The 20,128-nt window shown below is 65.6% G+C and carries 21 protein-coding genes and 1 riboswitch; of the genes, 10 read left to right on the forward strand and 11 right to left on the reverse strand.

Annotated elements, in window-relative coordinates:
• Positions 1–95: 95 nt before the first annotated feature.
• Both trmB and queF read right to left on the reverse strand, forming a co-directional pair.
• Positions 96–785: a tRNA (guanine(46)-N(7))-methyltransferase TrmB gene (gene trmB / locus AC1Y2B_RS12140; protein ID WP_482253354.1), complete on the reverse strand. Its 690-nt coding sequence runs from the start codon at positions 783–785 to the stop codon at positions 96–98.
• Positions 785–1,249, reverse strand: coding sequence for a preQ(1) synthase (queF, locus tag AC1Y2B_RS12145; protein ID WP_482253355.1), 465 nt, complete (start codon positions 1,247–1,249; stop codon positions 785–787). Before queF ends, trmB begins: the two co-directional genes overlap by 1 nt.
• Before the next feature lie 107 nt (positions 1,250–1,356).
• Between queF and AC1Y2B_RS12150 the strand changes: the two genes are divergently transcribed.
• Positions 1,357–2,106, forward strand: coding sequence for a class I SAM-dependent methyltransferase (locus AC1Y2B_RS12150; protein ID WP_482253356.1), 750 nt, complete (start codon positions 1,357–1,359; stop codon positions 2,104–2,106).
• A gap of 43 nt (positions 2,107–2,149) precedes the next feature.
• Here AC1Y2B_RS12150 and metK read toward each other — a convergent pair whose 3' ends face one another.
• The 5 genes from metK to AC1Y2B_RS12175 form a co-directional block, all read right to left on the reverse strand.
• The gene (gene metK, locus AC1Y2B_RS12155) at positions 2,150–3,316 is read right to left on the reverse strand and encodes a methionine adenosyltransferase (protein WP_482253357.1); all 1,167 of its coding nucleotides are present in this window, start codon (positions 3,314–3,316) and stop codon (positions 2,150–2,152) included.
• Positions 3,317–3,322: 6 nt separating this feature from the next.
• A riboswitch (SAM-SAH riboswitch) is annotated at positions 3,323–3,371 on the reverse strand.
• A gap of 33 nt (positions 3,372–3,404) precedes the next feature.
• Complete coding sequence (lnt, locus tag AC1Y2B_RS12160; protein WP_482253358.1) at positions 3,405–4,898, reverse strand: apolipoprotein N-acyltransferase; 1,494 nt, start codon at positions 4,896–4,898, stop codon at positions 3,405–3,407.
• On the reverse strand, positions 4,898–5,839 hold the full coding sequence (locus tag AC1Y2B_RS12165; protein WP_482253359.1) for a transporter associated domain-containing protein: 942 nt from the start codon (positions 5,837–5,839) through the stop codon (positions 4,898–4,900). Before AC1Y2B_RS12165 ends, lnt begins: the two co-directional genes overlap by 1 nt.
• Before the next feature lie 40 nt (positions 5,840–5,879).
• Positions 5,880–6,383, reverse strand: coding sequence for an rRNA maturation RNase YbeY (ybeY, locus tag AC1Y2B_RS12170; RefSeq protein ID WP_482253360.1), 504 nt, complete (start codon positions 6,381–6,383; stop codon positions 5,880–5,882).
• Between the two features lie 141 nt (positions 6,384–6,524).
• The gene (locus AC1Y2B_RS12175; RefSeq protein ID WP_482253361.1) at positions 6,525–6,860 is read right to left on the reverse strand and encodes a winged helix-turn-helix transcriptional regulator; all 336 of its coding nucleotides are present in this window, start codon (positions 6,858–6,860) and stop codon (positions 6,525–6,527) included.
• 158 nt (positions 6,861–7,018) lie between these two features.
• Here AC1Y2B_RS12175 and AC1Y2B_RS12180 point away from each other — a divergent pair, with 158 nt between their 5' ends.
• From AC1Y2B_RS12180 to trpB, 6 genes are all read left to right on the forward strand, one after another.
• The gene (locus AC1Y2B_RS12180; protein ID WP_482253362.1) at positions 7,019–7,675 is read left to right on the forward strand and encodes an NAD(P)H-dependent oxidoreductase; all 657 of its coding nucleotides are present in this window, start codon (positions 7,019–7,021) and stop codon (positions 7,673–7,675) included.
• A 234-nt stretch (positions 7,676–7,909) separates the two neighbouring features.
• Positions 7,910–9,592 (forward strand): 30S ribosomal protein S1, encoded by a 1,683-nt coding sequence (gene rpsA, locus AC1Y2B_RS12185; RefSeq protein WP_482253363.1) that lies wholly within the window; start codon positions 7,910–7,912, stop codon positions 9,590–9,592.
• 184 nt (positions 9,593–9,776) lie between these two features.
• Positions 9,777–10,061, forward strand: a complete 285-nt coding sequence (gene ihfB, locus AC1Y2B_RS12190) for an integration host factor subunit beta (RefSeq protein WP_482253364.1) — start codon at positions 9,777–9,779, stop codon at positions 10,059–10,061.
• A 72-nt stretch (positions 10,062–10,133) separates the two neighbouring features.
• Positions 10,134–10,493: a LapA family protein gene (locus AC1Y2B_RS12195; RefSeq protein ID WP_482253365.1), complete on the forward strand. Its 360-nt coding sequence runs from the start codon at positions 10,134–10,136 to the stop codon at positions 10,491–10,493.
• Complete coding sequence (locus AC1Y2B_RS12200; RefSeq protein ID WP_482253366.1) at positions 10,493–11,131, forward strand: phosphoribosylanthranilate isomerase; 639 nt, start codon at positions 10,493–10,495, stop codon at positions 11,129–11,131. The genes AC1Y2B_RS12195 and AC1Y2B_RS12200 overlap by 1 nt, the downstream gene beginning before the upstream one ends.
• 255 nt (positions 11,132–11,386) lie before the next feature.
• Positions 11,387–12,619: a tryptophan synthase subunit beta gene (gene trpB / locus AC1Y2B_RS12205; RefSeq protein WP_482253367.1), complete on the forward strand. Its 1,233-nt coding sequence runs from the start codon at positions 11,387–11,389 to the stop codon at positions 12,617–12,619.
• Positions 12,620–12,724: 105 nt separating this feature from the next.
• Here the strand turns inward: trpB and AC1Y2B_RS12210 are convergent, their stop codons facing one another.
• Positions 12,725–14,179, reverse strand: a complete 1,455-nt coding sequence (locus AC1Y2B_RS12210) for an MORN repeat-containing protein (protein ID WP_482253368.1) — start codon at positions 14,177–14,179, stop codon at positions 12,725–12,727.
• A gap of 141 nt (positions 14,180–14,320) precedes the next feature.
• Between AC1Y2B_RS12210 and AC1Y2B_RS12215 the strand changes: the two genes are divergently transcribed.
• Positions 14,321–15,979, forward strand: coding sequence for an NAD+ synthase (locus tag AC1Y2B_RS12215; RefSeq protein ID WP_482253369.1), 1,659 nt, complete (start codon positions 14,321–14,323; stop codon positions 15,977–15,979).
• Positions 15,976–16,293: a YnfA family protein gene (locus AC1Y2B_RS12220; RefSeq protein WP_482253370.1), complete on the forward strand. Its 318-nt coding sequence runs from the start codon at positions 15,976–15,978 to the stop codon at positions 16,291–16,293. The genes AC1Y2B_RS12215 and AC1Y2B_RS12220 overlap by 4 nt, the downstream gene beginning before the upstream one ends.
• 176 nt (positions 16,294–16,469) lie before the next feature.
• Here the strand turns inward: AC1Y2B_RS12220 and AC1Y2B_RS12225 are convergent, their stop codons facing one another.
• The 3 genes from AC1Y2B_RS12225 to AC1Y2B_RS12235 form a co-directional block, all read right to left on the reverse strand.
• On the reverse strand, positions 16,470–17,429 hold the full coding sequence (locus AC1Y2B_RS12225) for a 1-phosphofructokinase family hexose kinase (RefSeq protein ID WP_482253371.1): 960 nt from the start codon (positions 17,427–17,429) through the stop codon (positions 16,470–16,472).
• Between the two features lie 9 nt (positions 17,430–17,438).
• Positions 17,439–18,131, reverse strand: a complete 693-nt coding sequence (locus AC1Y2B_RS12230) for a hypothetical protein (protein ID WP_482253372.1) — start codon at positions 18,129–18,131, stop codon at positions 17,439–17,441.
• Between the two features lie 90 nt (positions 18,132–18,221).
• The gene (locus AC1Y2B_RS12235) at positions 18,222–18,632 is read right to left on the reverse strand and encodes a metallopeptidase family protein (protein ID WP_482253373.1); all 411 of its coding nucleotides are present in this window, start codon (positions 18,630–18,632) and stop codon (positions 18,222–18,224) included.
• Positions 18,633–18,788: 156 nt separating this feature from the next.
• Here AC1Y2B_RS12235 and gltX point away from each other — a divergent pair, with 156 nt between their 5' ends.
• Positions 18,789–20,126 carry a glutamate--tRNA ligase gene (gene gltX, locus AC1Y2B_RS12240; protein ID WP_482253374.1) on the forward strand — a complete coding sequence of 446 codons (1,338 nt, stop codon included), beginning with the start codon at positions 18,789–18,791 and terminating at the stop codon, positions 20,124–20,126.
• Positions 20,127–20,128: the final 2 nt, after the last annotated feature.

Consider the following 20,128-nt stretch of genomic DNA (forward strand, 5'->3'; position numbering starts at 1 on the left):
ATACTCCCGCCGGAGGCCCTTGACCCGAGCCGGTTGGCCGCAGGCCAGAGGCGAGATGAAAGACTTGCGCGGAACGCGCGCCTTTGGACCCTCGGTCAGGTGCGGCGGAAGGTCAGGTAGTGGGGCACCCGGCCCTCGCGCAGGGCCTTTTGCTCATAGCGGGTCGAGAGCCAGTCGTCCCATGGCGTGCCGCCCTGGGTGATCAGCGCGAAGCCGCAGTTCGGGACTTCCTCCAGCGTCTGGCGGACGTAGTCGGGGATGTCGGTGGCGACGCGGAATTCTGCACCGGGGGCGGTGATGCGGGCCAGGGCGGTCAGGTATTCCGGCGTCACGAAGCGGCGGCGGTGGTGGCGGGCCTTGGGCCAGGGGTCGGGGTAGTTGAGGAAGACTTTCGCAAGGCTGGCTTGCGGCAGCACCTCGAACAGGTCACGCACGTCGCCGGGGTGCAGGCGCAGGTTGGTGACCTCGGCCTTGCGGATCTTGCCCAGCAGCATGGCGATGCCGTTGACGAAGGGTTCCGCCCCGATCAGCGCGGCCTGCGGGTTGGTTTGGGCCATATGGACCAGATGTTCCCCGCCGCCGAAGCCGACCTCCAGCCACAGGGGGCGGCCTTCGCGCCAGGGTTCCAGCGGGACGGGGCCGCGGGCGGGGTTGTCCTCGCGCGTGACGCCCTGCAGGGTCAGCGGGCCCAGATCCTCGGCCAGGTAGTCCTTCTGGCTGGCGCGCAGGGTCTTGCCCCGGATGCGGCCATAGAAGTTGCGGCGGGCGGGGGTTTCGCTGTCCATCAGCCGCGTCCCCGGTAGGGGGCCACGCCCTGATCGGGGATCCAGACGCCTGCGGGTGGCGCGCCGGTCTGCCAGAAGACGTCGATCGGGATGCCGCCGCGCGGATACCAATAGGCGCCGATGCGCAGCCATTCGGGGTCAAGCAGGGCCACGATCTTCTTGGCGATGTCCAGCGTGCAATCCTCGTGAAACGCGCCGTGGTTGCGGAAGCTGGCGAGGTACAGCTTCAGCGATTTGCTTTCCACCAGCCAGGCGCGCGGGATGTAGTCGATCACGATATGGGCGAAATCCGGCTGGCCGGTCATCGGGCACAGCGAAGTGAATTCGGGGGCGGCAAAGCGCACGACATACAGCGTGCCGGCATGGCCGGTCGGCACGCGCTCCAGCACGGCTTGATCGGGGCTTTGCGGCTGGACGGTGGCGGACCCAAGCTGGGTCAGGCCGGAAACGTCGGTTTGGGTCATCTGGGCACCGGGGTTGGTTTCGCTTCGCCCTAGACCAGAGGCTGAGGCAGGTCAATCGGGCTTGACCCGGCGGGGCGGGCTGCTAGCTGGCGCGGCGGAGGATCATGATGGACCAGATAGACTACGGACAGGACGCCCCGGGGCTGATGCGCGGGTTCTTCCTTGGCGGTGCTGCCGCCGCAGCCGTGACCCTGCTGATCCTGTGGCGCGCGCCCGGGGTGTGGGCCAGCCTGCTTGCGGCCGCGTTGGGGTTGGCTGCGGTCTATCTGGTGGGGATGGGCAGTTTCATGATCCACGAAAGCCGCTTCGGCAAGGTGCGGGACAGGGATCTGACGCTGGGCAAGCTGCCGTGGCGCGGGGACGAGGCGGTGCTGGATGTCGGCTGTGGCCGCGGCCTGATGCTGATCGGTGCCGCCCAACGCCTGACCACCGGCCACGCCACCGGCATTGACCTGTGGCGCAGCGAGGATCAGGCGCACAACACCGCCGCCGCCACGCGGGCCAATGCGGCGCTGGCAGGTGTGTCCGACCGCGTCTCGGTCGAGACGGGCGACATGTGCAGGCTGCCGTTTGCCCCCGCCACCTTCGACATCGTCCTGTCGGCCTGGGCGGTGCACAATCTGCCCGAGGTTGCCCAGCGTCAGACCGCGCTGGCCGAAATGCTGCGGGTTCTCAAGCCGGGCGGGCGTCTGGTCCTGACCGACATCGAAGGCCGGCGGACCTATCCGGACCTTCTGGCACCGCTTGGGGCTGAAAGGATCGGGGTGGAGGTTCTGCACCCGATCAAGGACAGGATCGTCAGCGCCCTGTCCTTTGGGTCATTCGCGCCCTTCACCGTGCAGGCGCACAAGCCCTGAGGGCGACAGGATGGGCCATTGATTGGCCCATCCTGTCCGCGTGTCAGACGGCTTTCTTCAGCGCCTCGACCAGATCGGTCTTCTCCCACGAGAAGCCGCCATCCGCCGTGGCGGCCCGCCCAAAGTGGCCATAGGCCGAGGTGCGGGCGTAGATCGGCTTGTTCAGCCCCAGATGGGTGCGGATGCCGCGCGGGGTCAGGTCCATGACTTCGGCCACGGCGCGTTCGATCTGCGCCTCTTCGACTTTGCCGGTGCCGTGGGTGTCAACATAGATCGACAAGGGCTTGGCCACGCCGATCGCATAGCTGACCTGCAGCGTGCAGCGATCCGCCAGACCCGCCGCCACGACGTTCTTGGCCAGATAGCGCGCGGCATAAGCGGCCGAGCGGTCCACCTTGGTCGGGTCCTTGCCCGAAAACGCGCCGCCGCCATGCGGGGCCGCCCCACCATAGGTGTCGACGATGATCTTGCGGCCCGTCAGGCCCGCATCCCCATCCGGCCCGCCGATGACGAAGGTGCCGGTCGGGTTGACCCACCATTCGGTCTTCTCGGTGATCCAGCCCGAGGGCAGGACCTCGCGGATATAGGGTTCGACAATCGCACGGATCGCGGCGCTGTCCTGATCGACGCTTTCATGTTGGTGCGAGAGCACGATCGAGGTCACCTCGACCGGCACGCCGTCTTCATAGCGCAGAGACAGTTGCGATTTGGCATCCGGGCGCAGGGTCGGTTCGGCGCCGGATTTGCGCACCTCCGCCAGACGGCGCAGGATGGCGTGGGCGTATTGGATCGGCGCCGGCATCAGCTCCGGCGTCTCGCGGCAGGCATAGCCGAACATGATGCCCTGATCGCCGGCACCGTCACGGTCCACGCCTTGCGCGATATGGGCGGATTGCTTGTGCAGGTAGTTTTGCACGGCCAAAGTGTTCCAGTGGAACTCTTTTTGTTCGTAGCCGATGTCCTTGACACAGCCGCGGACAATATCCTCGACCCGGTCCATCATGTCGGACAGCGCCTTGGGGTCGGACAGACCGACTTCGCCGCCCACCACAACCCGCCCGGTGGTGGCAAAGGTTTCGCAGGCCACGCGCGCATTCGGCTCGACCGTCAGGAAGGCGTCCAGAACCGCGTCCGACACGCGATCACACAATTTATCAGGATGCCCCTCCGACACGGACTCGGAGGTGAAGACGTAGGACTTGCGCGCCATGGGAAATGCTCCGTTGGATGTTCCCTGCCACGCCAGGAAGCCGTTGTGGCAGTATGGCGGGCAGGGCTAGACCCATTGCCTTGGGGCGTCAAGCGTTCCGGGAGGATTGTCGGCGTATTGCCAGAAGGCCGCAGCTTGCCAGCCACAAAAGCGCGGGAATTTCGCCGAAACGGGCATAGGGCGGGGCCGGCAGGGCGCCGGGCAGGGCGGCGTCCAGATAGCCTTCGCGGCCGAATGGCAGGGCGGCGGTGATGCGGCCCCGGGCGTCGATCACCTCGGTCACGCCGGTGTTGCCATCACGCACCAGCGGCAGGCCCTGTTCGATGGCGCGCAGCCGGGCTTGCGCGGCATGCTGGAACGGCCCCGAGAAGGTGCCAAACCACGCGTCGTTGGTGATCTGCAAGATCCAGTCGGCCCGCTCGGACACGCGCAGGTCTTGCGGAAACACCGCTTCATAGCAGATCAGCGGCAGGACCTTGCCCAGCCTGGCCCCAAGGTCCAGCACCCGTGCCCCCGGTCCGGCGGTATAGGCATTGCCGGTGCGCGCCGCGAAAGCCCTGAGGCCGAACCACTCATAGGCCAGATCGCCGAACGGCACATATTCGCCAAAGGGCACCAGATGGTGCTTGTCATAGGCGGCCAGCAGCGTGCCGCCGGGTCCGAAGACATGCAGGCTGTTGAAGCCATGCACCTCATCGCCCAGTGACTCGACCCGCTGCAGGCCCAGCGCCACCGGCGTGCCTTGCGCCGCTGCGGCGATCAGGCCGGGCAGGGTGGGGTCATCTTCCACCAGAAAGGGCAGGGCGGTTTCCGGCCAGATCACCAGATCGGGCTTGCCCAGCGCGCCGGGTGCCGCGGCGGTGGCGTGCATCAGGCGGTCAAAGAAGGTCTGCGCGTGGTCGGGGTCCCATTTGGCATCCTGCGCGGCATTGGGCTGCACCAGACGCAGGGTCAGCCCGCGCGGCGCCGCATCGGGCTGCGCCAGCGCCCAGAGACCGTAAAGCCAACCTGCGGCCAGCATGGCCGCGCCGCTGGCCAGCCCCCGCACGCTCAGGCCCGAGACGAGGCTGGCCACCACCAGCGTCAGCAAGGTCAGCCCGAACGGCCCGACCAGGGCATCGACCTGCGCCATGGGCGTATCGACCCAGATATGGCCGGGCAGGGCCCAGGGAAAGCCGGTCAGGGCATAGCCGCGCAGAAACTCCACCGCGGTCCAGGCCGCGACCAGCCCCGGCCCGCGCCGGGCAAACCGCGCACCAAGGCCGAAGCCCAAAGCCCAGAACAGCGCAAGTCCGGCGGCCATGAAGACCAGCGCAAAGGGGGCCATCCAGCCCTCGGTCGCGGCATCGACCATGAAAGGCTCGACGATCCAGTTCAGCCCGGCCCCGAAGTAGCCCGCGCCCAGCAGCCAGCCGATCCAGGCCGTCTGGCCCGGCGTGGTCGTCCGCACCAGCCGCAGCGCCAGCACCAATGCGGCCAGCGTCAGTTGCCAAAACCCGAAGGGCGCCAGCCCCGCCGCCATCACCACGCCCAAAGCCAAGGCCGCCAGCGCCGGTGTCCAACCCGGAAAACTGCGCCGCATTACACAGCCTTGGCCGGCGGCTTGGCAGCCTTGGCCTTGTCAGACTCCTCCTCGGCCGCCGCCGCGCTGATGGCGCCCGGCAGGCGGACACGGATGCGCTTGATGCGGCGGGCGTCGGCGTCCACCACCTCGAACTCCACCCCGCTTTCATGCGGCACGATCTCGCCCCGCGCCGGCATCCGCCCGGTGCGGATCATCACCAGGCCGCCAAGCGTGTCGATCTCCTGGTCCTCCTCGGTCGTGCGCAGCGTCACGCCAAGGGCCGGTTCAAACTCTTCCAGCGGGGCGGTGGCCTGTGCCAGAAACACGCCGGGCTTTTCTTCCTTCCAGAGGATGTCCTCCTCTTCGTCATGCTCGTCCTCGATCTCGCCGATGACGGTCTCGATCAGGTCTTCGATGGTCACCAGACCGTCGACACCGCCATATTCGTCGATCACCAGCGCCATGTGCACCCGTTCGCGCTGCATCTTCTGCAGCAGAACGCCCACCGGCATCGACGGCGGCGCGTACAGGATCGGTCGCAGCAGCTTGCGCATCGCAAACCGCCCGCCGGGGCCGAAGCCATGCTGCAGCGCCAGATCCTTCAGCAGGATCAGGCCCTGCGGGCTGTCCATCGTGCCCTTGTAGACCGGCAGCCGGGAAAACCCATGCTCGCGAAACACCTCGACCAGCGCGTCTTTGCCGATGTCCAGCGGCACGGCGATGATGTCGACCTTGGGGATCGCCACGTCATCCACCCGCAGGCGGCGCAGGTTTGACATGCCGTGGGTCGCCACCACCTGCACCACCGGGGCGGGGGTATCCTGTGGCGGCGCCGCAACCGGCGCGCGTTTGAACAGGCGGCCCAAGAGCCCGCGTTGCGCAGGCTTGCCGTCTTCGGATTTCGGGGTGTCAGTCATGGTCGGCGAAGAAGGGGCCGATCCGTCGGTGCTACTGCCCATTTGCCTCATGTCCAGAGTGGCCCTTTCCGAGGGCTGGCGTTCAATATGGGTCAGGAAGGCCCAAGGATGCAAGTATCTGCACCTCAAGCCCCTCCATCCGCGTGGCATCGCCCTCGCGAACGTGATCATAGCCCAGACAATGTAACAGACCGTGGATCACCAGATGCGTCACATGGTCCGCCAGCGGCTTTTCCGCCTCCTGCGCCTCGCGGTCGCAGGTTTCATAGGCCAGCGCGATGTCGCCCAGGGATTCGCGTGCCAAAGGGTCGCCTTCGCCCGGCAGATAGGGCTCGTCCCCCTCCGCTTCGGGGGCCAGATCATCGGCGGGCCAGGACAGCACATTGGTGGGCGCAGGCTTGCCGCGGAATTCGGCGTTCAGGGTGGCGATGCGGGCGTCATCGCAGCCCATGATGCAGATCGAGTAGTCGGTCAGCGGCAGATCCAGCGCCGTCAGGGTCGCCGTGGCCGCGCGGGTGGCAAGCGGCTCCAGCCCGAAAGCCTCCCAGCGGTCATCTTCGATCACGCAGTCGACCAGTTCCTCCATCGGCAAGATCCTCCTCAGCCGCCACCTTCCGTGCGATGCGCCTCCTGCGCGTCTATCGGCGCGGACGCAAGGGGGATTGCGGGCGGTGCAGGGCATCGGCCTTGCGCTGCGACCCGGCGTCCACAGCCGCCGCCCGCAGGCCTAATCCCCCGGCACCGCAGGCGGTTCGACAAAGGCGCGGCGGTTGGCCTCGATGCAGGACTGGTGGTCGAAGGCCCATTGCGCCAAGGCCATGACCGGCTCGCGGAAGGTGCGGCCAAGGTCGGTCAGTTCGTATTCCACCCGGGGCGGGATGGTGGCGAAATGCCTGCGGATCACAAGCCCATCGCGTTCCAGATCGCGAAGGCTTTCCGACAGCACCCGCTGCGAGATGCCAAGTTCGCGCTTGATCGCGTTGAAGCGCATCGTGCCGCGCGACAGGGCGTAGACGATCTGCACCGACCAACGGTCACCGACGCGCGTCAGCACCTCGTTCATCACGCGGCACCGTTGTTGGCGCTGATCTGGGCAATCCGGCTGATCCATTGTCTGGGCATTATGAAGGGGCTTGCCTTCGCCGTCCAGTTACTTATGTATACCAGTATGAAAATGACACTCGGTTTCAAAGGTAAACCGGGACCCTGAAAGGAACGATCATGCTGGACCAAAACACGACCTCGCCGCTGCTGGAAAAACTGCAATGGCGTTATGCCACCAAGAAGTATGACGCCGCCAAGGCCGTCCCCGCCGAAAAGGTCGAGGCGATCCTGGAAGCAATCCGCATGGCGCCGACCTCTTCGGGCCTGCAACCCTTCCAGGTGCTGGTCGTGTCCAACAAGGACCTGCGCGCCAAGATCCAGGCCGCGGCCTTTGGCCAAGGTCAAGTGGTTGACGCCAGCCACCTGATCGTCTTCGCAGCCTGGGACAACTACACCGACGCCCGCATTGACGCCGTGGTTGCCCAGACCGCTGCCGATCGTGGCGCGCCGATCGAAACGGTGGCCGAGTATTACAACATGCTCAAGGGCATGTACCTGCCGCGCCCGGCCGAAGTGAACTACGAACACGCCGCCCGTCAGGCCTATATCGCCTTGGGCGTGGCCCTGACCGCCGCCGCCTTCGAAGAGGTCGACGCGACCCCGATGGAAGGCTTTGATCCGGCGCAAGTCGATGACATCCTCGGCCTGAAGGCCCTGGGTCTGCGCGCTGTCACGCTGATGCCGATCGGCTATCGCGCTGCGGAAGGCGACTGGCTGAACGGCCTGCCCAAGGTCCGCAAGGCCCGCGCCGATCTGGTGCGCGACATCGCCTGAGGTCGTCTGACCTGCGTCTCAAGGGCGGCTTCGGCCGCCCTTTTGCGTTTGGCGGCGGCGTTGACCCGCAGACCGGGCCCACGCCCCTATCGTGCTTGCCGAATCCCCCGATTCGGACTAAGGACGCCCTCGATTGAACGGGTCGGGCCAATGGCGCGGCCCTTTCGCTGTTGAGCAAGACCGGCGGAGCCAACCGCGTGGCCAGTGACATAGACGTGAAAAGGATACGACTGCATGTGCGCTAAAAACACTATGGAAGACTTCGAAGCCCTGTTGAAGGAAAGCTTTGAAATCGACACGCCCGAAGAGGGCACGGTTGTTAAGGGCAAGGTCATCGCAATTGAAGCGGGCCAAGCCATCATCGACGTCGGCTACAAGATGGAAGGCCGCATCGATCTGAAAGAATTCGCGAACCCCGGCGAACAACCCAACATCAAGGTTGGTGATGAAGTCGAGGTCTATCTCGACCGCGTCGAGAATGCCCGTGGCGAAGCCCAGATCTCGCGTGAGAAGGCTCGTCGCGAAGAAGCTTGGGACCGTCTGGAAAAAGCTTACGCCACCGAAACCCGCGTCGACGGCGCGATCTTCGGCCGCGTCAAGGGTGGCTTCACTGTCGATCTGGGCGGCGCTGTTGCGTTCCTGCCGGGCTCGCAGGTTGACGTCCGTCCGGTGCGTGATGCTGGCCCGCTCATGGGCATGAAGCAGCCGTTCCAGATCCTGAAGATGGACCGTCGTCGCGGCAACATCGTTGTCTCGCGTCGTGCGATCCTTGAAGAATCGCGTGCTGAACAGCGTGCGGAAGTCATCGGCAACCTGCACGAAGGCCAAACGGTTGACGGCGTCGTCAAGAACATCACCGAATACGGTGCGTTCGTTGACCTCGGCGGCGTTGACGGTCTGCTGCACGTCACCGACATGGCGTGGCGCCGGGTCAACCACCCGTCGGAAATCCTTGCGATCGGTGAGACCGTCAAAGTGCAGGTCATCAAGATCAACAAGGAAACCCACCGTATCTCGCTGGGCATGAAGCAACTGCAATCCGATCCGTGGGATGCAGTCGAGAAAGCCTACCCGCTGGGTTCGGTCCACAAGGGCCGTGTCACCAACATCACCGATTACGGCGCATTTGTTGAGCTGGAAGCCGGTGTTGAAGGCCTCGTTCACGTCTCGGAAATGTCCTGGACCAAGAAGAACGTGCACCCCGGCAAGATCGTCTCCACTTCGCAAGAAGTCGAAGTCATGGTTCTGGAAATCGACAGCGCCAAGCGCCGCGTTTCCCTGGGCCTCAAGCAGACCCAGCGCAATCCGTGGGAAGTCTTCGTTGAAAATCACCCGGTTGGGTCGACCATCGAAGGCGAAGTCAAGAACATCACCGAATTCGGTCTGTTCGTGGGCCTCGACGGCGACATCGACGGCATGGTTCACCTGTCCGACCTGTCGTGGGATCAGCGCGGCGAAGACGCCATTGCGAACTACCGCAAGGGCGACACCGTCAAGGCCGCCGTCACCGAAGTCGACGTCGAGAAAGAGCGTATCTCTCTCTCGGTCAAGGCTCTGGGCGACGACACCTTCACCGATGCCGTCGATGGCGTGAAGCGCGGTTCCATCATCACGGTTGCGGTCTCCGCGATCGAAGAGGGTGGCATCGAGGTGGATTACAACGGCGCCAAGTCGTTCATCCGCCGCTCGGACCTGTCGCGTGACCGTGGCGACCAACGCCCGGAACGCTTCTCGGTCGGTGACAAGATCGACGTCCGCGTCACCAACATCGACCCCAAGACCCGCCGTCTGGGCCTGTCGATCAAGGCGCGTGAGATCGCTGAAGAGAAGGAAGCCGTTGAACAGTATGGCTCCTCCGATTCGGGCGCCTCGCTGGGCGATATCCTCGGGGCAGCGCTGAAAGGCGACCGCAACTGAGATAACCGTTCGCGGTAACGGAAAAGGCCCCTCGGAAACGGGGGGCCTTTTGCTTGTCGGCTGTTTTTGCAAATCAATTTCGTTTGTGCAGGCGTGAATTTTCGCTACAGTCGCCGTGACGTGAACAACAGTGGCGACCAAACGGCCCGGTACAGGGTTGGGGCGACCACACGGGGGGTATTGGATGATCCGTTCGGAACTGATCCAGAAGATTGCAGATGAGAATCCGCATTTGACGCAGAAGCACGTTGAGAAAATCGTCAACACGGTCTTCGAAGAGATCATCGACGCGCTGGCCAACGGCGACCGGGTCGAGTTGCGCGGGTTTGGCGCCTTCTCGGTCAAGGCGCGCGACGCCCGCGTCGGCCGCAACCCCCGCACGGGTGAGGCGGTCGAGGTGGAAGACAAGAAGGTGCCGTTCTTCAAGACCGGCAAGCTTCTGCGCGACCGGCTCAACGGCAAGGCCTGAAACGCGGACTGGCTTGCAAGCCTGCCGCCCAGCGCGGATAAGGGAGCAAACCCCCTTGCCAAAGGTGCAGGCATGAGCCGTTACGTGCGTTATCTTCTGCTGGCTGTCCTGACGCTGGCCCTGCTGACCGTGGCCTTGGCCAATCGTGGCTTTGTCACCCTCAGCCTTCTGCCCGATGACATCGCGGCGCTTCTGGGCTGGCAGTGGCGCATGGATGTGCCGCTGTTTCTGGTTCTGGCCCTTGGGGCGGTGGTGGGCATGGCGCTTGGCTTCATCTGGGAATGGCTGCGCGAACACAAGCACCGCAAGGTCGCCCGCGTGCAAACCCGCGCCGTCTCGCGGCTGGAACGGGAACTGGCCACGCTGAAAGACCAGACCTCGCTACCCGATGATCCGGTGCTGGCGCTGCTGGAAAAGCCGAAGGCGCGCTGATGGCCGGGATCCGTGTCAAGATCTGCGGTCTGCGGACCGAGGCCGATGTGCTGGCGGTGGCGGCCTCTGGCGCGGCCTATGCCGGCTTTGTCTTCTTTGCGAAGTCGCCGCGCCACCTGACGGTGGATCAGGCCCGCCCCCTCGCACTCGCTGCCCCGGTCGGCCTGGCCAAGGTGGCGCTGACCGTCGATGCCCCGGATGAGATGCTGGATGCGATCGTCGAGGCGATGCCGCTCGACATGTTCCAACTGCACGGCCATGAATCGCCCGAGCGTGTCGCACAGGTGCGCGCCCGCTACGGCCTGCCGGTGATGAAGGCGGTGGGCGTGGCGGACGAGGGCGATCTGCCCGCCATCATGGACTACGCCCTGGTGGCCGACCAGTTGCTGATCGACGCCAAGCCGCCCCGCAACGCCGCCCTGCCCGGCGGCAACGGCCTGGCCTTCGACTGGCGTCTGGTGGCACAACGCCGCTGGCTGCGGCCCTGGATGCTGGCCGGCGGCCTGACGCCGCAGAATGTGGCCGAGGCGGTGCGCCTGACCAATGCCCGGCAGGTCGATGTCTCCTCGGGCGTCGAATCCGCACCCGGCGTCAAGGACCCGGCCTTGATCACCGCCTTCCTCGCCGCCACCCGCTGACCCAAAGGCGCGCCTTGCGGCGCAAGGGTCTTGTCTCGCCTCTGGCCTGCGGCCAACCGGCTCGGGCGTGCCTCCGGCGGGAGTATTTGGGCAAGGAGCAAATGCAAGAGCAAGCGCAAGAGCCCGCTGTCCCGTTTCATCCAGGTGCAAATATCCTCGGGGGGTGAAGCCGCAGGCGAGGGGGGCTGACGGCCCCCCTTTCCTCGGGCGGGTCAAGGCGCTACGTAGGGCAGGCCCGAGCAGAGGAGATGCGCCATGGCCAAGGACAACCCCAACAGCTTCATGACCGGCCCCGATGAACATGGCCGCTTTGGCCTGTTCGGCGGGCGTTTCGTGTCCGAAACCCTGATGCCGCTGATCCTTGATCTGGAAGAACGCTACGAATTCGCCAAGACCGACCCGACCTTCTGGGCCGAGATGGACGATCTGTGGAAGCACTATGTCGGCCGTCCCTCGCCGCTGTATTTCGCGCCCCGCCTGACCGCGCATCTGGGCGGCGCCAAGGTCTACATGAAGCGCGACGAGCTGAACCACACCGGGGCGCACAAGATCAACAACGTGCTGGGCCAGATCATCCTCGCCCGCCGCATGGGCAAAAGCCGGATCATCGCCGAGACGGGGGCGGGCCAGCATGGCGTGGCCACGGCGACGGTCTGCGCCAAATTCGGGCTGAAATGCGTGGTCTACATGGGCGCCCATGATGTGGAGCGTCAGGCGCCCAACGTCTTCCGCATGCGCCTGCTGGGGGCAGAGGTGATCCCCGTCACCTCGGGCCGCGGCACGCTGAAGGATGCGATGAACGACGCCCTGCGCGATTGGGTCACCAATGTGCGTGACACCTTCTACTGCATCGGCACCGTTGCCGGCCCGCATCCCTATCCAGCCATGGTGCGTGATTTCCAGTCGATCATCGGCAAGGAAGTCCGCTGGCAACTGGCCGAACAAGAGGGCGAGGGCCGTCTGCCCGACACCGTCATCGCGGCCATCGGCGGCGGCTCCAATGCCATGGGCCTGTTCTATCCCTTCCTGGACGATCCGTCGGTGAACATCATCGGCGTCGAAGCCGGTGGCAAGGGCGTCGACGACCGCATGCAGCATTGTGCCAGCCTGACCGGCGGACGCCCCGGCGTGCTGCATGGCAACCGCACCTATCTGCTGCAGGACCCCGACGGCCAGATCCTCGAAGGGTTCTCGATTTCCGCCGGTCTCGACTACCCGGGCATCGGGCCCGAGCATTCCTGGCTGCACGACATCGGCCGCGCGCAATATGTCTCGATCACCGACGCCGAGGCGCTGGAGGCCTTCCAGCTGTGCTGTCAGCTGGAAGGCATCATCCCCGCGCTGGAGCCGTCGCACGCCTTGGCCCATGTGATGAAGATCGCGCCAACCCTGCCGAAAGAGCATATCATCGTCATGAACATGTGCGGCCGGGGCGACAAGGACATCTTCACGGTGGCCAAGCACCTTGGCTTCAACATGAAGATCTGACGCTGCGGTCTTGCGTCGGCTGCCCCGCCGGAAGACCCTGTGCCATAGGCCAAACCGCCAGCCAAGGGCCTGATTTTTCGTAGAAAAATCGAAGCCCTTGGCGGGTCAGTTCGCCGGGGGCGCCGGTGTCGCGGTGCCCGTAGCCGGGGCGGTCTGCATATCGGCACCGATCGGGGCCACCAGCATGCCCTTCTTCCAGACACCCTCGCTGATCTGACCCTTCTTGTAGGTCAGCTTGCCCTGACCCTCGCGCTCGCCGGCCACGAAAGCGCCCTCATAGATCTCGCCCTTGGGATAGGTGGCAAGGCCTTGGCCCTCGATCACCCCGGCTTTCCAGTCGCCGACATAGCTGAACCCGTCCTTCATCGTCAGACTGCCCTTGCCGTCGCGCGCACCGGCGGTGAAATGCCCCTTGTAGACCGAGCCGTCGGCATAGCTCGCCGTCCCGTCGCCCTCGCGCGTGCCGGCTTTCCAGGCGCCGTCGTAGCTCGCGCCATCGGCATAGGTCATCACCCCCTGACCCTCGGGCTTGCCCGCGACAAAATCGCCGACATAGGTCTGGCCGTTGGCATAGCTGGCCTTGCCCTTGCCCTGAATGGCACCAGCCAGCCAGGCGCCCTCGTAGCCCGTGCCATCCTTGTAGGTGATCTTGCCCATCCCGTCGGGCAGATCGGCCTTGAAGGTGCCGACATAGGTTGACCCGTCCGGATAGGTCAGCGCGCCGCTGCCCTCCATATGGCCGGCCACCCAGGAGCCGGTGTAGACGGTGCCATCCTTGGCGGTGAAGGTGCCCTGTCCGTCGCGCTGATCGGCCTTGAAGTCGCCGTCATAGACATCGCCGTTCTTGTAGGTGACCTTGCCCTTGCCGTCGCGCTGGCCATCCTTGAAGGCCCCGGCATACAGATCGCCATTGGCCTGCTTCAAGGTGCCCGTGCCGTTGATCTGCCCGCCGGCCCAGGCGCCGTCATAGGTCACGCCATCGACCATCGTCAGCTTGCCCTGACCCTCGCGGTTGCCCGCCTTGAAGCTGCCCTCGTAGACCGTGCCATCGGCATAGGTCAGCTTGCCCTGACCGTCCTTCTGCCCGTCAACCCAGTCGCCGTCATAGGTGGTGCCATCGGCCTCGGTCAGCAGGCCCTTGCCCTGATGCTTGCCGCCGACAAAGCCGCCGACATAGCGCGACTTGTCGGCATAGCTTGCCGTGCCTTGCCCGGTCATCGCGCCATCGGCCCAGTCGCCATCATAGGTGCTGCCATCGGCAAAGGTGATCTTGCCCTTGCCCTCGGGCTTGCCCTTGGCAAAGCTGCCCTCATAGACCGAACCGTTGGGATACTGCGCGCGGCCCTGGCCCTTGATCTCGCCATCGACCCATTGGCCGCTGTACTCAAACCCGTTGGCCAGCTTGTAGGTGCCCGTGCCATCCTGCCGCCCGTTCTTGAAGGTGCCTTCATAGACCGAGCCGTCGTCATATTGCTTGGTGACAACCTCTTGCGCAAAGACCGGTCCGGTGGCCAGCATCCCTGACAGAGCCAAAATCGCAATCCTGCTGCCCAATGCCATCAAGTCCTCCAAAGCGTCATTGCGCCGAACCCTAGCCGTCCAGCCCCCGCCCTGACAAGCCAAACAGAGGGGGCGGCGCGGCCGCGCGGGCTTTTCCCCGCCGAACAACCTGCTAGAACCGTCCCGAACAAGGAGAGACAGATGGCCGCGACCTTTCGCCTGACGATGGTGCAAGCCAACCCCACGGTTGGCGCGCTGGACGCCAATGCCGCTCTGGCGCTGTCCGCCTGGGCGCAGGGCAAGGCGGCGGGGGCGGATTTTGTGGCCCTGACAGAGATGTTCATCACCGGCTACCAGACGCAAGACCTGATCATGAAGCGCGCCTTTGCCGAGGCGGCCCTGGCCAGCCTCGCCAAGCTGGCCCGCGCCTGCGCCGAGGGGCCGGCCTTGGGCATCGGCGGCCCCGCCTTGCGGGACGGGCGGCTTTACAACGCCTACCACATCCTCAAGGGCGGCCAGATCGCCGCCACCGTGCTGAAGCACGAATTGCCCAATGACGGCGTCTTCGACGAAAAGCGCCTCTTCGCCCCCGCCGACATCCACGGCCCGGTGCCGATCGGCCCGGTCCGCCTTGGCATCCCGATCTGCGAGGACGCCTGGCACACCGATGTCTGCGAAACCCTGGCCGAAACCGGGGCCGAGATCCTCTTCGTCCCCAACGGCTCGCCCTACCACCGCGGCAAGCCCGAGGTGCGCATGCAGCTGATGCTGAACCGCGTCGTGGAAACCGGCCTGCCGCTGGTCTACCTCAACATGATCGGCGGGCAGGATGATCAGGTCTTTGACGGCGCCTCCTTCGCGCTGAACGCCGGCGGGGAACTGGCCTGCCAACTGCCGCAGTTCGACGCCTGTATCGAGCATCTCGACTTCATCGAAACCCGCGACGGCTGGCGCGCCAAACCCGCCCGCCTGTCCCTGCTGCCAGACCCGCACGAGGCCGATTACCACGCCATGGTCCTGTCCTTGCAGGACTACTGCCGCAAGACCGGCTTCCCCAAGGTCCTGCTCGGCCTCTCCGGTGGCGTCGACAGCGCCCTAGTCGCCGCCATCGCCGCCGACGCGCTCGGTCCGCAAAACGTCCGCTGCGTCATGCTGCCCTCGCGCTTCACCTCGCCCCACTCGCTGGAAGACGCCGAAGCCGTCGCCCGCGCCCTTGGCCTGCGCCTCGACACCGTGCCGATCTCCGCCCCGCAAGCCGCCGTGGCCGAAGCGCTTGGCCCCCTCTTTGCAGGCACCGACCCCGGCATCACCGAGGAAAACATTCAATCCCGCCTGCGCGGCCTCCTCCTCATGGCGCTGTCCAACAAGTTCGGCGAAATGCTGCTGACCACCGGCAACAAGTCGGAAATGGCCGTGGGCTACTGCACCATCTACGGCGACATGAACGGCGGCTACAATCCGCTGAAAGACCTCTACAAGACCCGCGTCTTCGAAACCTGCCGCTGGCGCAACGCCAACCACCGCCCGTGGATGCTGGCCCCGGCCGGCGTGGTCATCGCCCCCCGCGTGATCGACAAGCCCCCATCAGCCGAACTGCGCGACAACCAGAAGGACGAGGATTCGCTGCCGCCCTACGCCACCCTCGACGCCATCCTGCACGGGCTGGTCGAGGATGACCTGTCGGTCGCCGAAGTCAGCGCCAAAGGCTACGACCTCGCCACGGTCAAACGCATCGAACACCTGCTCTACATCAGCGAATACAAACGCTTCCAGTCGGCCCCCGGCACCCGCCTTACCAAGAAAGCCTTCTGGCTGGACCGCAGGTACCCCATCGCCAACCGGTGGCGCGACCCGTCATGAGCCTGCTGCTCTACGCCCTCGCCGCCTTTGCCGAAATCGCCGGCTGCTTTGCGGTGTGGAGCTGGTGGCGCGGCGCCTCGGCGCTCTGGCTGATGCCCGGCGCCCTGTCGCTGGCCATGTTCGCCTATGCGCTGGCGCTGACCCCGCCCAGCCATGCGGGCCGCAGCTACGCCGCCTATGGCGGCATCTATATCGCGGCCTCGCTCCTCTGGCTCTGGCTCGTCGAGAAAACCCCACCCGACCGCGCCGACCTGATGGGCGCCGCCCTCGCCATGGCCGGGGCCGGGGTCATCCTCTTTCTGCCGCGCGCCTGACCCCGGCCGAGGCCTCCGGCGGGAGTATTTGGCAAGGAGCAAATGCAAGGCACCCTTCTGCCCCTTTCATCTGTTCGCAAATATCCACAGGGGATTCTCAAGGGGGGGCGTGCCTCCCCTTGAGGCGGGGGGGTGCGGGGGGGCGGCAGCCCACCCGCGGCCGGGTCCGCCGAGCGTCACACCAGCGAGATCACGCATTCCGGCAACAGCCGCATGACATCCTCGCGCTTGCAGAGTTGCGTGGCATCCGTCGTCACCGCCGACGAGGCGGCGGCGGTGCCCATCGCCAGCGCCGCTTCCGGCGTCTCGCCGCGGGCCAGGCTCAGCACCAGACCGGCCACAAAGCTGTCGCCCGCGCCGACCGTGCTTTTCACCTTCACCTTGGCCGCCTTGGCAAAGATCCGGCGGTCCTTGTCCACCAGCACCGAGCCATCTGCGCCCCTTGCCAGGATCACGCATTTGGCGACCCCCTTTTCCACCAGCGCCGCCGCGAAATCCGCGGAATCGCTGCGGGTGATCAATTGGCTGCCCGCCAGCGTTTCGGCCTCGTCGCCATCCATCCGCAGGATCGCCAACCCCGGGATCGGATGCGCCACCGCCTCGACCAGCGCCGGACCCGAGGTGTCCAGCACCACGTTCAGCCCCGGCATGGCCCGCGCCAGCCGCGCCGGAAAGTCCACCGGCACCCCCGGCGGCTGACTGCCCGAGATGACGCCATAGGCACCGGGCCGGGCCGAGGCGCGCAGCAGGGTGAAGACCCGCTCCTGATCCTGCTCGCTCCAATGCGGCCCGGGCAACATGAAGCGGTATTGCCGCCCGGTGGACTGTTCGGTCACCGTAAGCGATTGCCGCGTCTCTCCCGGGGCGGTCAGCGCCAGAAACGGCACGCCCTCGCCCCGGATCAGCCCGGCCAGCCGGTCGCCCGTCAGCCCGCCCAACGCCACCAGCGCCAGCGATTCCCCGCCCAGGGCCGCGATCGCCCGGCTGACATTCAAACCGCCGCCACCCGGATCCAGCAAAGGCTCGGTGCAGCGCAGCTTCTGATCGGGGATCAGCGAGGGCACCTCGCTTGACATGTCCAGCGCCGGGTTCAGCGTCAGGGTGACAACGGGGGTTTGCAAGCCTTCGGTGGGCATGGCGCGCCTTTACGGTGAGATTTCGATAGAGGTCTGAAAACTGCCCGATTTCTGCGAGTTCTTGTCGCGCAGCGTCGTCACCAGCGTGTAATGCCCCGGTTTCAACCCGTCGAGCGTATAGGTGATGTTGACCGGCACCTCGCGGTTCTGATGGCGCGACGGCATGTTGTATTCCGTCGCCCCCGGCGCATTGGCCAACTGGTTGCCAGAGGCGTCCAGCACCTGCAGATCGACGAACAGGTTGACCGAATACAACCCCTGACCCGGCGATCCATAGTCAAAGCCGTAAGGCTCGCAATAAATCAGGATCGGCTCGCCCTTCTTGAAGACATTGGTCGGGCGCGGGTTATAGACGCCATAGCCCGTGGCATATTGCACCACCAGCAGGCCCTGCGTGAAGCCGATCGCCATGTTCTGCGCCCAGACCTGACCATAAAGATCCCCCGCCGCCGACAGCGCCCCCGGCGCATCCCCGTTCGACAGCTTGCTCTCGATCGCCACGGCCGCATCCGCCACCGGACCGGCCGCCACCGGCCCCGCCCCCAGGGCACACAGGCCCGCCAGCGCCAGGCCCGCCAGACCAAGGTCCGCCAGACCAAACCGGGTCCCAAACGGGCGCAACTTTGACGGGTCCAACTTGGACTGGCCCAACTTGGACTGGCCCAACTTTGACAGGGTCGCGTGCAGAGGTATCGCCTTCACCTTGGGGTGGCCTTCCTGAACGGGTCTATGCGCCTCTAGATACCCAGTAACCGCCCCCGGGGCCAAGAGGAAACCCGCAAGCCGGATCGTCTATTCCCACCACGGATCAACCCGGGCAATCTCCGCGTCCGACCAGCCGAAATGATGCGCCATCTCGTGCACCAGCACATGGGTCACCAGTTCGGCCAAGGACACATCGCCGCGGTCGATCCATTCCTCAAGGATCGGGCGGCGGTACAGAAAGATCTGGTCATGCTGCGGCGTCGGATCCGACAGCGATTTCTCGGTCAGCGGCACCCCGTCATACAGCCCGGTCAGCTCGTAGGGATCGGTGATCTGCAGCGCCCCCAGCAACTCGGGATCGGCGAAATCCTCGATGCGCAGCGCCACCTCGGCGGCGGCCCCCCGATAGGGGGCGGGCAGGGCGTCGATCGCGGCTTTCGCCAGCTCAAGGATCAGGTCCCCATCCGGGGCAATGCTGCTGGCAGGTGCACGTGTCATGGCCGAACCTTAGCCCAGCGGCGCAGACCGGCAACCCCGAATGCGCCGCCTTGCAGAAAGAAGCGCCAAAGCCCGGGCGCCATGCCGCGCCCCGCGCACCCCAACTGGACATTTCGCGCCACCCGTGACAGGGAAGAACCGTCTCTGGAGGCTCCCATGACCCAACGCCCGACTGTCACCCGCTTCGCCCCTTCGCCCACCGGCTACATCCACGTGGGCAACCTGCGCACCGCCCTGATGAACTACCTGATCGCCAAACAGTCCGGCGGCACCTTCATCCTGCGCCTCGATGACACCGATCAGGAACGCTCCAAGCCGGAATACATCGACGGGCTGAAGCAGGACCTCGACTGGCTGGGCCTGCACTGGGACCGCATCGAACAGCAATCCCTGCGCTTTGACCGCTACCGCGAGGCCGCCGAACAGCTGAAAGCCGCCGGCCGCTTCTACGAATGTTTCGAGACCCCGGTGGAACTCGACCTCAAGCGCAAGAAGCAGTTGAACATGGGCAAACCGCCCGTCTACGACCGCACCTCCCTGCACCTGACCGAGGCGGAAAAGGCCGCCTTCCGTGCCGAGGGCCGCGAGGGTTACTGGCGCTTCAAGCTCGACCTTGAACGCATCGAATGGAACGACGGCATCTTGGGGCCCATCTCGATCGACGCCGCCTCCGTCTCCGACCCGGTCCTGATCCGCGCCGATGGCCAGATCCTCTACACCTTCGCCTCCTCGGTCGATGACATCGACATGGGCGTCACCAACATCGTGCGCGGCGCCGATCACGTCACCAACACCGCCACGCAAATCCAGATCATGAAGGCGATGGGCGGCACCCCGCCCTCCTTCGCCCATCACTCCCTTCTGACGGGTCCGAAGGGCGAGGAACTGTCCAAGCGCCTTGGCGTCCTTGCCCTGCGTGACCTGCGCGCCCAAGGCATCCAGCCCATGGCCCTCCTGTCGCTGATGGCCCGCCTCGGCTCCTCCAAACCGGTCGAGCTGGCCGCCTCGATGCAGGCCCTGATCGAAGGCTTCGACGTCACCTCCTTCGGCGCCGCCCCCACCAAGCTCGACTCCGATGACCTCCTGCCGCTGACCCGCGCCTACAACCAGACCCTGCCGTTCGAAGCCGTCCAGGACCGCATCCTCGCCCTTGGCGTCCCCGCGCCCTTGGCCGAGGTGTTCTGGAAGGTCACGCGCGAAAACATCACCGTCCTCTCCGACCTCGACATGTGGTGGACCCTGTTCCGCGACGGGGCCGAGCCGTTGATTGATCTGGAAGACGTCTCCTTCGTCAACGACGCCGTGGCCATGCTGCCGCCCCGCCCCTGGACCGAACACACCTGGCACCAGTGGACCGAAACGGTCAAGGCCGCCACCGGCCGCAAAGGCAAAACCCTCTACCGCCCGCTGCGCCGCGCCCTGACCGGCCGCGACACCGGCCCGGAAATGGCCGACGTCATGCCGCTCTTGCAGGTGATCAAGGCCGGGAACTGACC

The sequence above is a fragment of the Stagnihabitans sp. genome (assembly GCF_964946895.1).

What these genes read in the sequence shown, in the direction of transcription:
- rpsA (WP_482253363.1), top strand. Translation starts at nt 7,910, where the DNA reads ATGTGCGCTAAAAACACTATGGAAGACTTCGAAGCCCTGTTGAAGGAA.
- AC1Y2B_RS12220 (WP_482253370.1), top strand. Translation starts at nt 15,976, where the DNA reads ATGAGCCTGCTGCTCTACGCCCTCGCCGCCTTTGCCGAAATCGCCGGC.
- AC1Y2B_RS12215 (WP_482253369.1), top strand. Translation starts at nt 14,321, where the DNA reads ATGGCCGCGACCTTTCGCCTGACGATGGTGCAAGCCAACCCCACGGTT.
- AC1Y2B_RS12225 (WP_482253371.1), bottom strand. Translation starts at nt 17,429, where the DNA reads ATGCCCACCGAAGGCTTGCAAACCCCCGTTGTCACCCTGACGCTGAAC.
- AC1Y2B_RS12165 (WP_482253359.1), bottom strand. Translation starts at nt 5,839, where the DNA reads ATGGGCAGTAGCACCGACGGATCGGCCCCTTCTTCGCCGACCATGACT.
- trpB (WP_482253367.1), top strand. Translation starts at nt 11,387, where the DNA reads ATGGCCAAGGACAACCCCAACAGCTTCATGACCGGCCCCGATGAACAT.
- AC1Y2B_RS12180 (WP_482253362.1), top strand. Translation starts at nt 7,019, where the DNA reads ATGCTGGACCAAAACACGACCTCGCCGCTGCTGGAAAAACTGCAATGG.
- AC1Y2B_RS12150 (WP_482253356.1), top strand. Translation starts at nt 1,357, where the DNA reads ATGGACCAGATAGACTACGGACAGGACGCCCCGGGGCTGATGCGCGGG.
- AC1Y2B_RS12175 (WP_482253361.1), bottom strand. Translation starts at nt 6,860, where the DNA reads ATGAACGAGGTGCTGACGCGCGTCGGTGACCGTTGGTCGGTGCAGATC.
- trmB (WP_482253354.1), bottom strand. Translation starts at nt 785, where the DNA reads ATGGACAGCGAAACCCCCGCCCGCCGCAACTTCTATGGCCGCATCCGG.
- AC1Y2B_RS12200 (WP_482253366.1), top strand. Translation starts at nt 10,493, where the DNA reads ATGGCCGGGATCCGTGTCAAGATCTGCGGTCTGCGGACCGAGGCCGAT.
- AC1Y2B_RS12195 (WP_482253365.1), top strand. Translation starts at nt 10,134, where the DNA reads ATGAGCCGTTACGTGCGTTATCTTCTGCTGGCTGTCCTGACGCTGGCC.
- ihfB (WP_482253364.1), top strand. Translation starts at nt 9,777, where the DNA reads ATGATCCGTTCGGAACTGATCCAGAAGATTGCAGATGAGAATCCGCAT.
- AC1Y2B_RS12210 (WP_482253368.1), bottom strand. Translation starts at nt 14,179, where the DNA reads ATGGCATTGGGCAGCAGGATTGCGATTTTGGCTCTGTCAGGGATGCTG.
- queF (WP_482253355.1), bottom strand. Translation starts at nt 1,249, where the DNA reads ATGACCCAAACCGACGTTTCCGGCCTGACCCAGCTTGGGTCCGCCACC.
- ybeY (WP_482253360.1), bottom strand. Translation starts at nt 6,383, where the DNA reads ATGGAGGAACTGGTCGACTGCGTGATCGAAGATGACCGCTGGGAGGCT.
- lnt (WP_482253358.1), bottom strand. Translation starts at nt 4,898, where the DNA reads ATGCGGCGCAGTTTTCCGGGTTGGACACCGGCGCTGGCGGCCTTGGCT.
- AC1Y2B_RS12235 (WP_482253373.1), bottom strand. Translation starts at nt 18,632, where the DNA reads ATGACACGTGCACCTGCCAGCAGCATTGCCCCGGATGGGGACCTGATC.
- gltX (WP_482253374.1), top strand. Translation starts at nt 18,789, where the DNA reads ATGACCCAACGCCCGACTGTCACCCGCTTCGCCCCTTCGCCCACCGGC.
- metK (WP_482253357.1), bottom strand. Translation starts at nt 3,316, where the DNA reads ATGGCGCGCAAGTCCTACGTCTTCACCTCCGAGTCCGTGTCGGAGGGG.